This window comes from Agromyces molybdatiresistens, from assembly GCF_052748445.2.
This window is the reverse complement of record NZ_CM188258.1, coordinates 39,592-57,189: the sequence shown is the minus strand read 5'-3', so window position 1 is coordinate 57,189 and position 17,598 is coordinate 39,592. Positions and strand designations below refer to the sequence as shown.

The following is a 17,598-nucleotide window of genomic DNA, read 5'->3' as shown; positions in this document are numbered from 1 at the left end:
GTGACGAACCACCCTCAGCGGGTCGCCCCGACCACGCGGATGCGGAGGACCGATGATGCGCACGTGGCCGGCCGAACGGCGGTCGCGCCGGAGATCCCGCACCGGCCCGCGCGCCGGTCGCGCGCGCTTCCTCGCGTGGGCCGGCCTCGCGGGCGTCGTCGCGGGCGCCGCCTTCCTCGCGGTCGCCGAGCTGCTCGCGCTGCTCCTGGCGCGCGGCGCCGGCCCGGTGCTCGCCGTCGGCGCGTTCGTCATCGACATCGTTCCGCAACCGGTGAAGGAGTTCGCGATCTCGACGTTCGGCGAGGCCGACAAGCCGGTGCTGCTCGGGAGCCTCGGGCTCGCCGTGGTCGTCGCGAGCGTGCTCGCCGGCGTCCTGCAGTTCGTGCGGCCTCCGCTCGGCGTGCTGGCGATGGGGGTCGCCGGGGCGGCCTCGATCGCGGCGGTGACGACCCGTGCCGGCGCGTCGGCCTGGGCGTGGCTCCCGTCGCTCGTCGGCGCGGCGGTCGCCACGGTGCTGCTGCGCGCGATGATCGTGCGGCTGCGCGCCTGGGCCGCATCGGCGGACGCGGCCGCGGCCGCGGACGCGACGACGGCGACGGACGCGACGGCGACGGACGCGACCGCGCGGCCGACGGCCGACCCCCCGGTCCCCTCGCGCCGCCCGTCCGTCGATCGCCGAGCGTTCCTCCTGCTGACCGGCGTGGCTGCGGCATCCGCCCTGCTCGTCGGGATCGGCGCCCGCGTGGCCGACGTCGCGAGCACGTCCATCGCCCGCATCCGCGACGCGCTCCGCCTCCCGGCGGCCGGCCGCACCGTGACGGTCCCGCCCGGTGCCGAGCTCGACGTCCCCGGCCTCTCGCCCCTGTTCACGCCGAACGCCGAGTTCTACCGCGTCGACACGGCCCTGACCGTTCCCGAGGTCGACCCGGGCTCGTGGACGCTCGTGATCGACGGCATGGTCGAGCGACGCGTCGAGCTCAGCTTCGACGAGCTCGTCGCGATGGGCCTCGACGAGTACGCGGTGACGCTCACCTGCGTCTCGAACGAGGTCGGCGGAGATCTCGTGGGCACCGCGAAGTGGCTCGGCGTCCCCGTCCGCGACCTCCTGCGCCTGGCCGGTCCCGCACCGGGGGCCGACATGGTGCTCTCCCGCAGCATCGACGGCTTCACCGCGTCGACGCCGCTCGACGCGCTCACCGACGACGGTCGCGACGCGATCCTCGCGGTCGGCATGAACGGCGAGCCGCTGCCCATCGAGCACGGCTTCCCGGTCCGGATGGTCGTGCCCGGCCTGTACGGCTACGTGTCCGCGACGAAGTGGCTCACCGAGCTGAAGGTGACCACGTTCGCCGCCGACGAGGCGTACTGGACGCCGCGCGGCTACAGCGCCGAGGCGCCCATCAAGTTCTCGTCGCGCATCGACACGCCGCGCTCGGGCACGCCCGTGCCGGCCGGAGCGGCGGTGATCGCCGGCATGGCGTGGGCGCAGACGGTCGGCGTCGAACGGGTCGAGGTCCGCGTCGACGACGGCGACTGGCGGGCGGCGACCCTCTCCACGCCGGTGAACGCCGACACCTGGGTGCAGTGGTTCCTCGAGTGGGACGCGACGCCGGGCACGCACTACGTCACGGCGCGCGCCGTCAACCGGGCCGGCGAGCTGCAGGTCGAGGAGCGCGCGCCGATCGCGCCCGACGGGTCGACCGGATGGCAGCGGGTGCTCGTCACGGTCGCCTGAGCGGGCTCGGGCCGACGGACGAGGCGGCGGGCGCGAGTCGCGCCATCCGTCGCCTGTCAACGCCTCGACGGATGACGCGTGCGCGACGAGCATCGATGGTGGCGGGCCGCCGGCGCGCCGGGAGGAGGACTCGCATGACCGAGACACCGGGCACCCAGGGCGCCCCCATCGAGGACGGCGCGGGCGACGCGACCCGGACCGAGCAGATCCGCGGGATCCTCGTGCAGGTACGGGAGGACCTGCGCCTCGGCCACGCGCAGGACGAGGCAGGGGAGCTCCGGCGCCGCTTCGCCGACGCCGGCATCGCGGTCTCCGACGACGAGATCGAGCGCTACGCGGCGCACGAGATCTGAGCCGGTCGCACGAGACCGACCCGTGCGGCGAGCCCGCGCGTCCACCCGGGTGCCGAGCGTCAGCGCGCGTCGACCGCCGCGAGCCGCTCGGCGAGCCAGGCCGCCTGGCGCTCCCAGTGCACGCCCTGCCCGCCCTCGTGCTCGTTGAACGCGTACTCGACGACCTCGGCGCCCACGCCGTGGTGGTTCGCCGCGGCGTAGACCGTCGACGGCGGGCACACCGGGTCCATGAGCGCGACGGAGACGAGCGCGGGCGCGCTGGCGCGCTTGGCGAAGTTCACGCCGTCGAAGTACGACAGTGTCGAGAACACGGTGGGAGCGGCATCCCGGTGGATCGACAGGTACCGCACGATCTCGCGGTACGGATCGCGGTCGGTGAGTCCGACCGAGCGCTCGAAGCAGCAGAGGAACGGCACGTCGGGCATCGCGCCGACGAGTCCCTCGACCAGTCCGGCCGCGGCGAGCGCGATGCCGCCGCCCTGCGACCCGCCGGTCACGGCGACCCGGTCCGCGTCGACCACCTCGAGCGAGCGCACGGCGTCGATCGCGAGCACCGCGTCCGTGAACACGCGCCGGTAGTAGTACTCGTCGGGGTCGTGGATGCCGCGGGTCATGAACCCGGGGAACGACGGGCCGGTGCCGTGCGGGTCGGGCGTGCCGCCGCCGGTGCCCCACGCGCTCCCCTGCCCCCGGGTGTCCATGAAGAAGTGCGCGAACCCGGATGCCGCCCAGTGCAGCCGCTCGTGCGGGAGGCCGCGACCGCCGCCGTACCCGTTGTACTCGACGACCGCGGGCAGCGGCCCCGAGGCGTCCGCCGGCACCAGGAACCAGCCCTTCACCGGGTCGCCCGCGTACCCGGAGAACTCGACGTCGTAGACCTCGACGAGCGACAGGGGCGAATGGATGCGCTCGAGCCGGGGCGGCTCGGCGGCGGCGCGCGACGCCGCGAGCGTGCCGGCCCAGAACTCGTCGAAGTCGGCGGGCTCGGCCACCTCGGGCCGGAAGGCGCGGAGGTCGGCGGCGGGCAGGTCGAAGAAGGGCATGCGGAGCTCCTCCGGATCGCGGCGGGACGGGCGTGGAGGTCAGCGTAGCCGTGCCGGCGCTCGCGGCGAGCAGGCAGGATGGGACGGACGCCGCGATCGACGCGGCCGGGACGGGAGCAACGCGTGGGCGGCAGGGTCGTGGTCTCGGGGCCGGCGTCGTGGAACCGGATCGTGCAGGTCGAGCACCTGCCCCAGCCGGTGCCGCACATGCAGTTCGCCCTCGGCGACCACGAGACCATGGGCGGCACGTCGGCGGGCAAGGCGCTCGGCCTCGCGGCGCTCGGCCGGCCGGTGGCGCTGTTCACGTCGATCGGGTCGGATGCCGACGGCGTGCGCCTGCGCGAGATCCTCGGGCGCGTCGACGGGCTCGAGCTCGACGTCGTCGACGGCGGCCGCACCGAACGCCACCTCAACCTCATGACACCGCTCGGCGAGCGCGTGTCGATCTACCTCTCGACGCCCGACGATGCGGACTCGCCCGACGACGACCGGCTGACCGCCGCGATGGAGGACGCCGCGGCGATCGTGCTCGACCTGTCGGAACGCTCGCGCCGCCTGATCCCCGACGCCCGCGCCTCGGGCCGGCCGATCTGGACCGACCTGCACGACTACGACGGGGAGAGCGAGTTCCACCGGCCGTTCCTCGATGCCGCCGACGCGGTGTTCCTGAACGCCGATCGCCTGGCCGGCGACCCGCTGCCGTTCCTCCGGCGCGTGATCGACGAGGGTGCCCGGCTCGCGGTGTGCACGCTCGGCGCCGAGGGAGCGGTCGCGCTCGCCTCGGAGCACGGCGCGGTCACCGGGCATCGCGTCGACGCGGTGCCCGTCGAGGTGCTCGACACGAACGGCGCCGGCGACGCCTTCATGTCGGGCGTGCTGCACGCGATGCTCGACGGGGCCGGCGTCGATGCCGCGCTCGGGCTCGGTGCGCAGCACGCGGCATCCGCCCTGGTCACGCGGCACCTGCACCCGACGCTCGACGCGCTCATCGGCTGATCCGGGCGGTCCCGTGGCAGCCTGATGCCGCGGGCGCCGCCGCCCGCGGCGCGACCGCCGGCGACCGGCTCGCTCCCGCTCAGCGCAGGAACTGGCGCCCGCGCACCTCGGCCGGCTGGATCCGCACCCAGCGGTCCTTCGATTCGGGAGCCCACGGGCGAACGCCGAGCGTCTCGGCATGCTCGATCTCGCTCTGCCGCTCGAGCTGGCGCGCCTCGCCCTTGACGACGACGCTGTACGCGCTCTCGTCGGTGTACCCGTCGACCTCGAACGCGACACGCGAGTGGATCGTCAGCTCGAGGAGCTTGGTGCCCGCGGAGGTGCGGAACACGATCGCGGGTCCGTCGACGCCGTCGCGGTCGACCACGTGGTTGACCGGGAAGATGTCGACCTCGCCCGCCGCGAACACCGCGATGCGGCCGAAGGGCGCGGCCTCGATGCGCTTCCAGCACTCCTCCTCGCCGAGCTGCTCGGTGGGGGGCCGCAGGTCGTCCTGTTCGTCCATCGGTGTCCCTTTCTCTGTGGTTCGAACCTGTCGGTGAGCGGATGGCGGTGGCGACCCCCCGCTCAGATCGAGGCGTCGATCGCCGCGACCGCGTCGGGCATCGGCGCGGCTCGCGCCGGAGCCGGCTCGAGCGCCGCGACCTGGCCGTGCTCGGGGACGCGTGCGCGCCAGCCGAGCTCCCTCCGGATCCGGGCGCGGAGCGTGTCGGCGGCATGCGCCTCGCCGTGCACGACCCAGGTCATTCCGGGCGCCTCGGGTGCGGTGCGCATCCAGGCGAGGAGCTGCTCCGCATCGGCGTGCGCCGACATCGACTCGATCGTCGCGACCTCGGCGCGGATCGGCAGGTCGTGGCCGAACAGGCGGAGCGAGCGTTCCCCGCCCTGCAGCGCCGCGCCGCGCGTGCCGCCCGCCTGGAAGCCCGTCAGCACGATCGCGTTGCGCGGATCGGAGCCGTACGCCTCGAGGTGATGGAGGATGCGGCCCCCCGTCAGCATGCCGCTCGCCGAGATGATCACGAGCGGGCCGCCGCGCAGGTTCAGGAGCTTGGAGTCGTCGACGGTCGTGACGCGGCGCGCCAGGCGGTACATCCGCTCGAGTTCCTCATGGCCGAGCCGGTGCTCCTCGGGGTGCTGCTCGTAGATCTCGGCGGCATCGACCGCCATGGGGCTGTTGAGGTAGATCGGCACGTCCGGCAGCTCGCCGCGATCGGCGAGGCGCGAGAGGTGCAGCAGCACGGTCTCGGTGCGCCCGACGGCGAACGCGGGGATGAGGACGACCCCACCGCGACGCGCGACGCGACGGATGACGTCGCCGAGTTGCCGCTCCGGGTCCCCGGTGGGATGCGCGCGGTCGCCGTAGGTCGACTCGACGACGAGCACGTCGGTCGCCTCGAGCGGTTCGGGGGGCCGCATCAGCGGGTCGTCGGCCCGGCCGAGGTCGCCCGTGACGTGCACGGTCGCGCCGCCGACGTCGAGTCGTGCCTGCGCGGCGCCGAGGATGTGGCCGGCGTGCACCAGGCGCGCGTCGACGCCCGGCGCGATGCGTCGCTGCTCGTGGAAGTCGAGCGGCTCGAACCGGGCCATCGTCCGGCGCACGTCCTCCGAGGTGTAGAGCGGGCGAGGCTCGGCGTGTCGCGACCAGTGACGGGATGCCGCGTGGCGGGCCTCCTCCTCCATGAGGTACGCGCTGTCGGCGAGGAGGATCGCCGCGAGCTCGATCGTGCCGGGCGTCGCGAGGATGCGGCCCGCGAAGCCGTCGCGGACGAGTGCGGGCAGATGGCCGGAGTGGTCGAGGTGCGCGTGCGTCAGCACGACCGCGTCGATCGTGGCCGGCGCGACCGGGAACGGCTGCCGGTTCCGCGCGCGGAGCACCTTGTACCCCTGGAACAGCCCGCAGTCGACGAGCACGCGCGTCCCCTCGGACTCGACGAGGTGCCGCGACCCGGTGACGGTGTCCGCCGCGCCGAGGAACCGGATGCTCGCGCCCACGACGACCTAGCCGAGGTCGCTGACGACGATGACCGGGCCGGTCGCGCGCAGCAGCAGGTCGTGGCTCACCGAACCGAGCAGGAAGCGCGCCATGCCCCCGGCCGTGTGGCTCGCGACGATCACGACGTTCGCGGTCTCCGATGCGGCCGCGAGCACCGCGGCCGCGGCGCCGCGCTCGAGCCGACCGTTCGGGGCGGCCCCGAGCGATCGCGCGTGCGCCAGCGCGTCATCGAGCACGTCGCGGCGCATGTCCTCCATGAGCGAGACGTCGCCGAGGTACTCGATGTACGCCGTGTTCCAGCTCGTCGGGACGACCCACGCGTGCACGAGCTCGAGCGGTTCGCCGAGGCGCACCGACTCCTCGATGCCGAAGCGCACGGCGTCCTTCGCGCGCGCGGACCCGTCGACGCCGACGACCACGCCGTGGCGGTCGGCGGCCTCCCAGTCGGGCGGGATCACGGCGACCGCGCCGTGACCGCGGCGTCCGGCCAGTCGGGCGCCGAGGGTCCAGGCCGTCTCGTGACCGCTCTGCGACGAGCCGACCACGACGAGCGCGCCGCCGTCGATGTACGCGGCGAGCTCCTTGTCGGCACGGCCGTGGACGGTGAGGGTGTCGATGGACCGGCCGGGGTGCTCGGCGCGGAGCTCCCGGGCGCGGTCGATCAGGGCGACGCGCGCCTCCGGGAGGTCTCCGGTCGCGGCCAGGTACTCGCTCGACGTGTCCTGGCCCGGAATCGTGTGGACGATGAGCAGCGGAGCGGCGTCGCCGCGGGCTGCGGCCCACCTCAGCGCCGCCTCCGAGTTCGGCGATCCGTCCCACCCGACGACGATCTGCGAAAACACGTCCGATCACCCCTTCGTGCCGTATCCCGACGGCGTGGTCCCAGCCTCCCGGAGGGCGCTCGCCGCCGTCGGGCCGAAGGTCACTCGAGCGAGCGGATGCCGCGGGGCGTGCGCCGACGATGGCGCGCCGTGCTCGGAGCCGGGGCCGCCGGTGATCGGCCGCCGCTCAGCGACCGCGGTGGTCGACGAACGACATGCGAGGCCCGCGTCGCGGCCGCCCGCGGAGCCCGGCCGCCATCATGAGCCGGATCACCCGGTACCGCTGCCCGGCCCACGGGGCCAGGGCCTCGAGCATCTCGTCGTCGGTCATGTCGCGCCCGAAGAGCGCGTGGCCGACGTAGTTCGCGAGGTGGTAGTCGCCGACCGACACCGCGTCGGGGTCGCCGAACGCGCGCTGCGCGACCTCGGCGGCGGTCCACGCTCCGACTCCGGGGAAGAACGTCAGCCGCGCCCCGGCGTCGCCGTGCGCGAACCCGGCCGCCTCCTCGACTCGGGCGGCCCGGGCGGCGACGCGCTGGATCACCGCGGCGCGCTTGGGGTCGACGCCCGCCCGGTGCCACTCCCAGACCGGGATGCCGCGCCATCCGTCGGCCGAGGGCACGACCCGCATGGGGCGCGGCACCGGACCGGGCGCGGCACTGCCGAAGGCGAGCACCAGCCGGCGCCAGGAGGCGTGCGCCTGCAGCGTGATGACCTTCTGCTCGAGGATCGCGGGCACGAGCGACTCCATGACCCGCGCCGTGCGCGGCACGCGCATGCCGGGGTTGCGCCGGTGCGCGACGTCGAGCTCCTCGATGCCGGTGCGGAAGCCCGTCGTGTCGTCGCGCTCACCGAGCATCGACGGTGCGAGCGCGATCGCAGCCTCGGCGCCGGGCCCCCACGCCTCGACGCGGACGAGGTCGACCTCCCGCTGCAGGACCCGCAGCGTCGCCGCGCCGGCATCGGTCAGCGTCGTGCGCCACATCGCGCCGTCGGGCGTTCGCATGAAGGTCGGGTCCCCCGGCCCGCGCCGCAGCACCCCGAGCGTCTGGGCGACGTCGGTCTCGTGCGGCGCGCGCCAGTCGAGCGCGAGGTCGGGACTCACCCCTCCAGTCTGCGCCCCACCGCCGTCACCCGGCGACGCCCCCGCGGCGAACCCGCCCCGCCCCCACGCGAGGGCGCGGAATCCACGAGCGCGTGGGCGTGATCCGCCGCCGTCATGGGCGACGCCGTTCGCGCCCGCATGGGCGAGGATCGTAGGACCGCGCCGCACGACCGAGGAGCCGACATGAACGAGCAGCCCGGGGCATCCGCCCCGCACGACGACCTGCACCCCGAGACCGTCGCGGTGCACGCCGGGCGCCCGCCGCGCGAACCCGACGGGCCCATGAGCACCCCGGTGCACCTCGCGTCGACCTTCCACGCGGGCGGCCCCAATGCGTACGGCCGCTACGGCAACCCCTCCTGGACGGCGTTCGAGGAGGCGCTCGGCGCGCTCGAGGGCGGCGAGTGCGTGGCGTTCGCGTCGGGCATGGGCGCGATCTCCGCGGTGCTCGCGCTCGTGCCGACGGGCGGCACGGTCGTGGCGCCGCGGCACTCGTACACGGGCACGATGGGGCTGCTCGACGATCTCGTCGCGACGCGGGACGTCACGGTGCGGTACATCGACGTCCGCGACGCCGGGTCGGTGGCGGATGCCGCGCAGGGCGCCGACCTCGTCTGGGTCGAGTCGCCGACCAACCCCGCGCTCGAGGTGGCCGACCTCGACGCGATCGGGCGCGCCGCACGCGAGGCGGGCGCGCTGTTCGCGGTCGACAACACGTTCGCGACGCCGCTGCTGCAGCGTCCGCTCGAGGCCGGCGCCGATCTCGTCGTGCACTCGGCGACGAAGTCGATCTCGGGCCACAGCGACGTCATCATGGGAGCGGTGATCGCGCGGGACGGCGCGCTGCGCGACCGGATCGTCGCCCGTCGCAGCCTGAACGGCGCCATCCCCGGCGCGCTCGACGCCTTCCTCGCGCTCCGCGGACTCCGCACCCTTCCCGTGCGACTCGAGCGCGCCCAGTCCACCGCGCGCGAGCTCGCCGCCCGCTTCGCGGGCCACCCCGCGCTCGACGAGGTCCGCTACCCCGGCTTCGGCTCGATCATCTCGATCGTCGTGGCCGGCGGGGCGGATGCCGCGGAGCGCGTCGCCGCCGCCACGCAGGTGTGGGTGCATTCGACGAGCCTCGGCGGCGTCGAGTCGCAGCTCGAGCGGCGCCGCCGCTGGGCCGCCGAAGCGGACACCATCCCCGACGGGCTCGTGCGGCTCTCGGTCGGACTCGAGCACGTCGACGACCTCGCCCGCGACCTCGAGCAGGCGCTCGAGCGAGCCGGAGACCCGGGCGATGCGGTGGCCGCCGGCCCGACGAGCCCCGTCGCGCCCGCGGCCTCCGGTCACTGACGATGCGAGCCGCGGCATCCGCGTGACCTTCGACCCGCGCCGCGGCGCGCCGTCCGGTTCATGCTGGTGCCGACCCGGCCGATGGCGAAGGGGGTGGCGCCGATGACGATGCAGGGACTCGCGCGCCTGGTGCTGCTGACCGTCCAGATCTTCGTGGGCATCACGAGCACGCTCGGCGGGGCGGCGCTCGCGCTCGGCGGCGTGATCGACTTCAGCGGGACGGCGCTCGCGATCCCGCTCGATTACCTCGAGGGATCGCCGTTCACGACGTTCCTGGTCCCGGGCCTCGCGCTCGCGATCCTGGTCGGCGGCACGCACCTCGTGGCGTTCGCGATGCTCGCCCGACGCATGCGGTGGGCCATGATCGCATCGGCCACCGCCGGCTTCGCGATGCTCGTCTGGGTGTTCGTGCAGATGATGTTCATCCCGTTCAGCCCGCTGCAGGCGATCTACTTCGGCCTCGGCCTGGCGGAGCTCGCGGCGACGTTCGTGCAGCTCGACATCCTGCACCCGTGGTCGCACGCCACCGTGCACCGCGCTCGCACGCACACCGACGACGCCGAGGCGGACGTCGCGCGCTCCGGCTGAGCCGCGCGCAACGGGTACCACCCGTCCGTGATCCGTGCCATGGTGGGCACGAGGGCCACCTGCTGCCGGACACGAGATGAGGTCGCATGACCCGGACGCCGCGGATCGGAGTGCTCGCCGGGCGCCGCGCCCGCGCCGGGGCCTCGTTCCTCGCGGTCGCGGTCATCCTCGCGGCGACGAGCGTCTCGGTCGACCTCGCGACCATCGGGTTCGCGTCGACGGTGCAGCCCGTGGTCGTCGGGGCGCTCTCCGACGTGCTCGAGGTCGTCGCCGTGTGGGGCGCGCTCCCGCTCGGCCTGCTCCTGCTCGTCAGCGCGGGCGAGCCGCGCGCGTGGCGGCGATGGGCGGCGATCATCGTCGCCGTCGGCGCGCCGATCGCGGTGCAGCTCACGGGGGCCGGGGACTCCCCGTTCCTGATCCTGCTCGCACTCGCGGCCGCGGTCGGCGGCTATGCGCTCATCGCGCTGGGTCTCTCCGAGCACCGTCGCGACCCGATCCGTCCCGAGCGGGTGCGGACCGCCGTCATCGTCCTTGCGGCGGCTGAGGTCGTCGTGATCATCCTCGGCCTGCTCCACCTGCTCGTCTGGAACCCGTCGGCGACGGTGCCCGAACTCTCGCTGGCCCAGATCTACGGCATCCTCGTCGAGCGGTTCGGCGTCATCGACGGCGGACCCTTCATCTGGGCGCTCGGCGCGACGCTCGCCACCGCGGGCGGGGCGATCGTCGCCGTCCAGGGCGCGCGCCGCGGGTTCGTCACCGCCCACGCCGTCGTCACGGTCGGCCTGGTGCTCATCCACGTCACGACGTTCTTCCTGTGGTGGGCGGGCTTCGCGCTCGGGCTCAACCTCGCCGACGCCTTCGCGGCGACGGGCGGCGACGTCTCGTCGGTCGGCTCGCTCCTCGCGCTCGTGGGCGCCTCGTGCCTGGCCGCGGCGATCCTGCTCCAGTTGCGGCGCGCGCCGGGCGACGGTGCGGATGCCGCGTACGACGACGACGACGAGACCCTCGCCGGGCACGCCGACCCGCACCCCGTCGAGCACCGAGGCGGCGCGTCAGGCACGGCGGAGCGGGTCACCCCCTAGCGTGGTGTCATGGCTGCCCGCAGCGACGACGCGGTGGTCCTCGACGTCGGGGGCCACGAGGTCCGCGTGAGCCATCCCGGCCGCGTGGTGTTCCCCGAGCCGGGACTGACCAAGCTCGACCTCGTCGAGTACTACCTCGCGGTCGCCGACGGCGCGCTCCGCGGCGCGGGCGGACGGCCCATGGTGCTGAAGCGGTTCGTGAAGGGCATCGGCGCCGAGCCGTTCTTCCAGAAGCGCGTGCCCGAGAACCATCCCGACTACATCGACACCGCCACGCTGCAGTACGCGCGCGGCACCTCGGCCGAGGAGGCGGTGGTGCGGGATGCCGCGGGGCTGGCCTGGATCGTGAACCTCGGATGCCTCGACCTCAACCCGCATCCCGTTCGCGCCGAGGACCTCGACCATCCCGACGAGCTGCGCGTCGACCTCGACCCGATGCCCGGGGTCGACTGGTCGCAGATCGTCGACGTGGCGATGGTCGCGCGCGACGTGCTCGACGACCACGGGCTCGTCGGCTGGCCGAAGACCTCGGGCTCCCGCGGCATCCACCTGCTCGTGCGCATCGCACCGCGCTGGGACTACGCCGAGGTCCGGCTCGCCGCCGAGTCGCTCGCACGGGAGGTCGAACGCCGGGCGCCCGGGCTCGCCTCGGCGCGCTGGTGGAAGGAGGAGCGCGGCGAGAGCGTCTTCGTCGACTTCAACCAGAACGCGAAGGATCGCACCGTGGCATCCGCCTACTCGGTGCGCCCGCTGCCCGACGCCCGCGTCTCGACGCCGCTCGACTGGGACGAGGTGCGTTCACGACGCCCCGAGGAGTTCACGGTCGCCACCGTGCTCGAGCGCTTCGGCGAGCGCGGCGACCCGCACGCCGGCATCGACGACGCGGTCGGGTCGCTCGACGGGCTGCTGCGCCTCGCCGAGGAGCTCGGCCCGGCCGAGAAGGCGCCTCGGGGCGCCACGCGCGGCGACGGCTCGGGCCGGCGCGTGTCGTCCATGCCCCTGATCGAGGTCGCGCGCACCGAGACGAAGCCCGAGGCGATGGACGCGCTCGAGCGGTGGAAGGCGGCGAACCCGGACCTCGTCCGGCATCTCAGCCCGGCGGACGTGCTGGTCGACGGCATGCGCGGGTCGAGCTCGCTCTGGTACCGGGTGCGCGTGAACCTGCAGCACGTGCCGGAGGGCGAGCGGCCCGAGCAGGGCCCGCTGCTCGCGGACTACGACCCGTGGGCCGGGCGCCTGCCCGAGTGACGGCGCCGGCTCTCTCCGGCGGGCGCGCGCGGTTCGGTTCGCAGCACGGAGATCGCCCACGGGATCGCGCGCGACGCGGTCACCGGCTCGCCGTGCTCCCGGAGCGGGGCGCGAATGCCGCGTGCAGTAGCGCCCAGGCCCGCTCCGCGGTGGTGGCGCGATCCGCCGGCTCGGTCCGGGCGACGATGCCGGCGAGCATCGAGATGGCGAGGAGCACGTCGTCGACGTCGACGTGCTCGCCGACCCGGCCGGCGGCGCGTTCGTGGTCGACGGCGGCGACGGCGATCTCGCGAACGCGGGAACCGAGCCGTTCGACGCGCGCGTCATGCGGGTTCGCCGTGATGAGGTCGATCAGGGCGGTGGAGACGAGCGCCTGCGCGATGACGCCCTGCAGCAGTGCGTCGAGGCCCGCGTCGGGCGGGGCGACGGCGGCCTCGAGCTCGTCGAGGTTCTCCTCGTAGACGGCCACCGCGAGGGAGAGCCGGTCGGGGAAGTGACGGTACAGGCTGCCCTGGCCGACGCCGGCGCGCTTGGCGATGGCGCTGAAGGGCGCGGAGAGTCCGTCGGCCGCGAAGATCTCGCGCGCAGCCGCGAGGAGGGCGCGACGGTTCGCCGGTCCCGCGCTCGGACCGAGGTTCGGCTTCCGCGGCCTGGGACCTTCTCCCTGTCGATGCTCGGGCATGGGTGTTACGTTACTACCGGACAGAGATGTCCGGTGTCCTCCGGGGCACCGACCCAGAGACAGAAGGACACCCTCATGAGCACCAGCACATCCCTCACCGGCGACTCCTCCATCAAGACCTGGCTCGAGGATCCCGTCGGCGGCCCCATCGTCCGCGAGCTCCTCTCGCAGTCCGGACAGGATCCCGACGTCCTCCGCCCGGTGCAGCGGCTCGCGCTCAAGCGGCTCGTCAAGCTGAGCAAGGGCCGGTTCTCGCAGGAACTCGTCGACCAGCTCGTCGCGCGCGCCTCGGCCGGCGACGTCCCGGCGGGCGCGCCCGCGGCATCCGCCGCCGCCGAGACCGACGCCGGCGAGGCCACCGCCGACGAGCCGGTCGCCGACGCCGTCGAGCGCCCCGAGTGGGTCGAGCGCATCGATCGGGGCCGCTTCACCGGCAAGACCGTCGTCATCACGGGCGCCGGCTCGGGCATCGGGCGCGCGACCGCGTCGCGCATCGCGCGCGAGGGCGGCAGGGTCGTCGCCGTCGACGTGTCGCAGGAGCGCCTCGACGACTTCAGGGCGGAGCACGACGGCGCCGAGGTCGTGACGCTCGTCGCCGACATCACCGACGACGCGAAGGTCGCCGAGATCATCGCCGCCGCCGGCGGCCGCATCGACGGGCTCGCGAACATCGCCGGGATCATGGACGACATGACACCCGTCGGCGAGCTCACCGACGCCGTGTGGGAGCGCGTCATGCGCGTGAACGTCGACGGCACCATGAAGCTCATGCGCGCGGTCGTCCCCGGCATGCTCGCGCAGGGCGCCGGCTCGATCGTGAACACCGCCTCCGAGGCGGCCCTCCGCGGCTCCGCCGCCGGCGTCGCGTACACCACGTCGAAGCACGCCGTCGTCGGCCTCACCAAGTCGACCGCGTTCATGTACGGCCCGAGCGGCCTCCGCGTGAACGCCGTGGCGCCCGGGCCGACCATCACCAACATCGAGGCGTCCTTCGCCTCACCGCTCGGCGCGCAGCGGGTGCGCCAGGCCATGGCCGTGCTTCCGGATGCCGCTGAGGCCGAGGCCCTCGCCGCGTCGATCACCTTCCTGCTCTCCGACGACGGCGTGAACATCAACGGCGTCGTGCTCGCCTCCGACGGCGGCTGGTCCGCCGCCTGATCCTTCCGGTCGACGGCCCAGCGCCGACCGGAACCGCGGCGCCGGGCGGAGCGACACCTCCGCCCCGGCGCCGCACCCCCTCCTCAGCGGGCCTCCCGGGTGACAGCATGGGGCGATGGGCACTGATTCGAAGCGCATCCTCTTCATCGGCGGCAGCGGCGTCATCAGCTCGGCATGCGTGCGACGGGCCGTGGCCGTCGGCCACGACGTGACCGTCCTCAACCGGGGCGGGTCGTCGGACCTCAGGCCGCTGCCGGCCGACGTGCGCCAGGTGGTCGGAGACATCCGTCGCCCCGACAGCGTGCGCGAGGCGCTCGCACACGGCACCGACGATCCGCTCGAGTTCGACGTCGTCTGCGAGTTCCTCGCCTTCACGCCCGAGCACGTTCAGGCCGACCTCGACCTGTTCGAGGGTCGGGTCGGGCAGTACGTGTTCATCAGCTCGGCGTCGGCGTACCAGACGCCGCCGAGCCGCCTGCCCGTCACCGAGTCGACGCCGCTCGTGAACCCCGAGTGGCAGTACTCGCGCGACAAGATCGCGTGCGAGGACCTGCTCGTCGCGGCCGTTCGCGAGCGCGGCTTCCCCGCCACGATCGTGCGGCCCTCGCACACCTACGACGCGACCCTCATCCCCACGCTCGGCCACTGGACCGACCTCGCGCGGATGCGCGCCGGGCAGCCCGTCGTCGTCCACGGCGACGGCACGAGCCTCTGGACCATCACCCACCACGACGACTTCGCGGTCGCGTTCGTCGGCCTGCTCGGCAACCCGATGGCCGTCGGCGACGCGTTCCACATCACGGGCGACCACGCGCCCACCTGGAATCAGATCTACCGCTGGCTCGCCGAGGCCGCCGGCGCACCCGACGTCGAGCTCGTGCACGTCGCATCCGAGACCATCGCCGCAGTGCACCCCGACTGGGGCCCCGGCCTCCTCGGCGACAAGGCGCACTCGATGGTCTTCGACAACGCCAAGGTGAAGGCGCTCGTCCCCGAGTTCCGCACCACGGTCATGTTCGACGAGGGCGCCCGGCGCATCGTCGAGTTCTACGACGCGCACCCCGAGCTGCAGGTCGTCGACCCGGTGGCGGATGGCGCGTTCGAGCGCATCCTCGCGCTCCCGCGCCGCTGAGGTGTGAGGTTCCTGCGACCCGTTCCCTCGTGGCGGGGCTCGGGTCTACCCTGAGGGCACGCGGTCGACGTCGCCCGGACCGGCCGCCGGAAGGGGATGCCATGAGCAGCTTCGTCGACCCGCTCGGCGGACGATTCGACCGCGGCCAGGAGGCCGAGATCGAGTACGAGGAGGAGCTCGAGGCGGAGGGCGTCGGCGAGGACGACGTCGAGTTCGTCATGGAGGAGGTCGCCGACCCCGAGGACGATCAGGAGGAGTTCGGCGGGCGCTGAGCGCGCCGGAACCCGCGGGGTCAGCCGCCCTCGGGCACCCGTCGGCGGTGGCGTTCGATGGTCTCGCCGGCGGCCGTGCCCACGAGCACGAGTGCGGCGAGCGCGCCGGTGGCGAGCGGATCGAGGAGCGGCGAGAGGCCGGCGACGATGGCGATGCCGACGATGCCGGCGAGTTGCGCACGCATCCACCGCCGCTCGAGCACCCGCCGGAACAGCAGCGTGCCGGCGAGGAACAGCAGCGGGCCGCCGAGCACCGTGATGACGGCCGGCAGGCTCTGCTCGTGCGGGTGCGCCAGCAGTTCCTTGTCGCCCACGCTCAGCAGCACCACGCCGGCCACGATCAGCAGGTGCACCCAGACGTAGGCCGTCCGCGCCATCCGCCCGGGCGCTCCGGCCGCCTGCAGCGCCTCGGAGCCGATCCGTTCGCCGTGGTCGAAGTAGATCCACCAGCACGCGACCGCCGCGACGAAGGCGATGAGCATCGCGAGCACGCGGTCGACGCTCGTCTCCTCGCCGGCGAACTCGAACCCGGTGACGAGGAGCCCCTCACCGAGGGCGATCAGCACGAAGAGCGCGCTCCGCTCGGCGAGGTGCCCGCCCGAGACATCCCACCGGTCGATCTCCATGCGGCCGCGGCCGGGCACCGGGTAGCCGCGGATGCTCCCGACGAGTTCGACGCCGAGCGCCGCTGCCCAGAACGGCAGCTGGAAGGCGAGCGGCAGCACGGCGCCCGCGATCCAGAGCACCGAGGTGGCGAGCGCCCAGATCAGCACGTTGCCGAAGTCGTGGGCGACGCGCTCGTCGTGCCTCCGGGTGGCCCAGACCATGAAGACGGCCCGGCCGAGCTTCAGCACGACGTACGCGAGTGCGAAGGTCCAGGCGCGGTCGCCGAACGCCTCGCCGATGGCGGCGCTCATCACGAAGGCCGTGAACGCGAGTGCGAGGACCGCGAGCCGCACGGGGAGCTTGACCGGGTCGAGCCAGTTCGTCACCCACGTCGTCGAGACCCACACCCACCACAGTGCGCACACCATGATGACGCCCTCGAGCGCGCCGAGCGGGGTCTGGTTCTCCGCGAGGTACGACGCGAGCTGGTTCAGCCCGAACACGAACACGAGGTCGAAGAAGAGCTCGACGTAGGTGACGCGCTCCGCGCGATCCGTGTCGGCCGGGCGCAGCACGTCGGCGCGAAGTCCGAAGGCCATGCGCCCATCCTGCACCCGGCCGGCCGGCGATCGACGGATGCCGCGTCCGCGGGGTTCGCGAACGCGCGCGTTTTGACGTTAGATGAAGGGACCCGCGCGACGGCCGCCCTCGGCGTCGCCGGGTGACCGAGGCTCTTCGACGAAGACGGGGTACTGGGATGACGGCGCTGCCGTGGAGGACCTGCGCGTTCGGCGCGGCGACGGTGCTGGCGCTCGTGCTGACGGGCTGCACGAACGAGGGCGACGACGCCCCGCAGTCGACGAGCCCCACGGTGCAGCTCGGCGCGCCGGGCGAACCGAATCGCACGCTGTCGCCCGATGAGGCCGCCGGCATCGAGCAGCCGGAGCACACCGAGGCCGACGTGGCCTTCATGCAGATGATGATCGTGCACCACGACCAGGCCGTCACCATGACCGAGTGGGTCGAGGATCGGACGACGGATCGCGATCTCCGGCTCCTGGCCGAGCGCATGCGGATCAGCCAGGAATCCGAGATGGAGTTCATGGCCGGCTGGCTGCAGGACCGTGGGACGCCGCTGCGCGGCGATCACGCCGACCACTCGGCGGGGTCGATGCCCGGCATGCTCACCGAGGCGCAGCTCGAGAAGCTCGAGGCGGCGAGCGGCGAGGAGTTCGAGCGGATGTTCCTGCAGTACATGATCCAGCACCATGCCGGCGCGCTCGAGATGGTCGCCGACCTGTGGGCCGACGGGGGCGGGAACGAGATCGCGATCGGCCGGTTCGCCCGTGACGTCGAGGGCGACCAGGGGATCGAGATCGCCCGGATGCAGCAGATGCTCGCCGAGCTGGGCGCGTAGCGCGCGCGAGCGCGCAGTACGATGCCCGG

General features: G+C 73.8%; 18 protein-coding genes. 11 read left to right on the top strand and 7 right to left on the bottom strand.

The genetic code is table 11. The features are described 5' to 3' along the window. Positions 1 to 55: 55 nt before the first annotated feature. Entirely contained in the window at positions 56 to 1,735 is a 1,680-nt protein-coding gene (locus ACULK2_RS00295; RefSeq protein ID WP_445967728.1) for a molybdopterin-dependent oxidoreductase, read from the top strand. Positions 1,736 to 1,869: 134 nt separating this feature from the next. Beyond that, positions 1,870 to 2,088 (top strand): hypothetical protein, encoded by a 219-nt coding sequence (locus ACULK2_RS00290; protein ID WP_445967729.1) that lies wholly within the window; start codon positions 1,870 to 1,872, stop codon positions 2,086 to 2,088. A gap of 59 nt (positions 2,089 to 2,147) precedes the next feature. On the opposite strand, the gene ACULK2_RS00285 is transcribed toward ACULK2_RS00290, so the two are convergent. Further along, positions 2,148 to 3,131, bottom strand: coding sequence for an acetylxylan esterase (locus ACULK2_RS00285; RefSeq protein ID WP_445967730.1), 984 nt, complete (start codon positions 3,129 to 3,131; stop codon positions 2,148 to 2,150). Between the two features lie 123 nt (positions 3,132 to 3,254). Here ACULK2_RS00285 and ACULK2_RS00280 point away from each other — a divergent pair, with 123 nt between their 5' ends. Next, entirely contained in the window at positions 3,255 to 4,127 is an 873-nt protein-coding gene (locus ACULK2_RS00280; protein ID WP_445967731.1) for a carbohydrate kinase family protein, read from the top strand. A 79-nt stretch (positions 4,128 to 4,206) separates the two neighbouring features. On the opposite strand, the gene ACULK2_RS00275 is transcribed toward ACULK2_RS00280, so the two are convergent. The 4 genes from ACULK2_RS00275 to ACULK2_RS00260 form a co-directional block, all read right to left on the bottom strand. Next, positions 4,207 to 4,632 (bottom strand): pyridoxamine 5'-phosphate oxidase family protein, encoded by a 426-nt coding sequence (locus ACULK2_RS00275; RefSeq protein ID WP_445967732.1) that lies wholly within the window; start codon positions 4,630 to 4,632, stop codon positions 4,207 to 4,209. 62 nt (positions 4,633 to 4,694) lie between these two features. Further along, the gene (locus ACULK2_RS00270) at positions 4,695 to 6,119 is read right to left on the bottom strand and encodes an MBL fold metallo-hydrolase RNA specificity domain-containing protein (protein ID WP_445967733.1); all 1,425 of its coding nucleotides are present in this window, start codon (positions 6,117 to 6,119) and stop codon (positions 4,695 to 4,697) included. 6 nt (positions 6,120 to 6,125) lie between these two features. Then, the gene (locus tag ACULK2_RS00265) at positions 6,126 to 6,962 is read right to left on the bottom strand and encodes a universal stress protein (protein WP_445967734.1); all 837 of its coding nucleotides are present in this window, start codon (positions 6,960 to 6,962) and stop codon (positions 6,126 to 6,128) included. Between the two features lie 166 nt (positions 6,963 to 7,128). Continuing rightward, positions 7,129 to 8,046: a DNA-3-methyladenine glycosylase family protein gene (locus ACULK2_RS00260; protein WP_445967735.1), complete on the bottom strand. Its 918-nt coding sequence runs from the start codon at positions 8,044 to 8,046 to the stop codon at positions 7,129 to 7,131. Positions 8,047 to 8,229: 183 nt separating this feature from the next. Between ACULK2_RS00260 and ACULK2_RS00255 the strand changes: the two genes are divergently transcribed. The 4 genes from ACULK2_RS00255 to ACULK2_RS00240 all read left to right on the top strand — a co-directional run bounded on the left by ACULK2_RS00255 (position 8,230) and on the right by ACULK2_RS00240 (position 12,302). Next, positions 8,230 to 9,384, top strand: a complete 1,155-nt coding sequence (locus tag ACULK2_RS00255) for a trans-sulfuration enzyme family protein (protein ID WP_445967736.1) — start codon at positions 8,230 to 8,232, stop codon at positions 9,382 to 9,384. A 102-nt stretch (positions 9,385 to 9,486) separates the two neighbouring features. Further along, positions 9,487 to 9,972, top strand: a complete 486-nt coding sequence (locus tag ACULK2_RS00250; protein WP_445967737.1) for a hypothetical protein — start codon at positions 9,487 to 9,489, stop codon at positions 9,970 to 9,972. Positions 9,973 to 10,058: 86 nt separating this feature from the next. Further along, positions 10,059 to 11,054 (top strand): hypothetical protein, encoded by a 996-nt coding sequence (locus tag ACULK2_RS00245; RefSeq protein WP_445967738.1) that lies wholly within the window; start codon positions 10,059 to 10,061, stop codon positions 11,052 to 11,054. A gap of 9 nt (positions 11,055 to 11,063) precedes the next feature. After that, positions 11,064 to 12,302: a DNA polymerase domain-containing protein gene (locus tag ACULK2_RS00240; protein ID WP_445967739.1), complete on the top strand. Its 1,239-nt coding sequence runs from the start codon at positions 11,064 to 11,066 to the stop codon at positions 12,300 to 12,302. 79 nt (positions 12,303 to 12,381) lie between these two features. Here ACULK2_RS00240 and ACULK2_RS00235 read toward each other — a convergent pair whose 3' ends face one another. Next, positions 12,382 to 12,984: a TetR/AcrR family transcriptional regulator gene (locus ACULK2_RS00235; RefSeq protein ID WP_445967740.1), complete on the bottom strand. Its 603-nt coding sequence runs from the start codon at positions 12,982 to 12,984 to the stop codon at positions 12,382 to 12,384. Positions 12,985 to 13,059: 75 nt separating this feature from the next. On the opposite strand from ACULK2_RS00235, the gene ACULK2_RS00230 reads away from it, so the two are divergent. From ACULK2_RS00230 to ACULK2_RS00220, 3 genes are all read left to right on the top strand, one after another. Beyond that, on the top strand, positions 13,060 to 14,142 hold the full coding sequence (locus tag ACULK2_RS00230; protein WP_445967741.1) for an SDR family NAD(P)-dependent oxidoreductase: 1,083 nt from the start codon (positions 13,060 to 13,062) through the stop codon (positions 14,140 to 14,142). Positions 14,143 to 14,257: 115 nt separating this feature from the next. Next, the gene (locus ACULK2_RS00225; protein WP_445967742.1) at positions 14,258 to 15,274 is read left to right on the top strand and encodes an SDR family oxidoreductase; all 1,017 of its coding nucleotides are present in this window, start codon (positions 14,258 to 14,260) and stop codon (positions 15,272 to 15,274) included. A 101-nt stretch (positions 15,275 to 15,375) separates the two neighbouring features. Continuing rightward, complete coding sequence (locus ACULK2_RS00220; protein ID WP_445967743.1) at positions 15,376 to 15,546, top strand: hypothetical protein; 171 nt, start codon at positions 15,376 to 15,378, stop codon at positions 15,544 to 15,546. A 20-nt stretch (positions 15,547 to 15,566) separates the two neighbouring features. Here the strand turns inward: ACULK2_RS00220 and ACULK2_RS00215 are convergent, their stop codons facing one another. Then, on the bottom strand, positions 15,567 to 16,751 hold the full coding sequence (locus ACULK2_RS00215) for a low temperature requirement protein A (RefSeq protein ID WP_445967744.1): 1,185 nt from the start codon (positions 16,749 to 16,751) through the stop codon (positions 15,567 to 15,569). A gap of 158 nt (positions 16,752 to 16,909) precedes the next feature. Between ACULK2_RS00215 and ACULK2_RS00210 the strand changes: the two genes are divergently transcribed. Beyond that, the gene (locus ACULK2_RS00210) at positions 16,910 to 17,569 is read left to right on the top strand and encodes a DUF305 domain-containing protein (protein WP_445967745.1); all 660 of its coding nucleotides are present in this window, start codon (positions 16,910 to 16,912) and stop codon (positions 17,567 to 17,569) included. Positions 17,570 to 17,598: the final 29 nt, after the last annotated feature.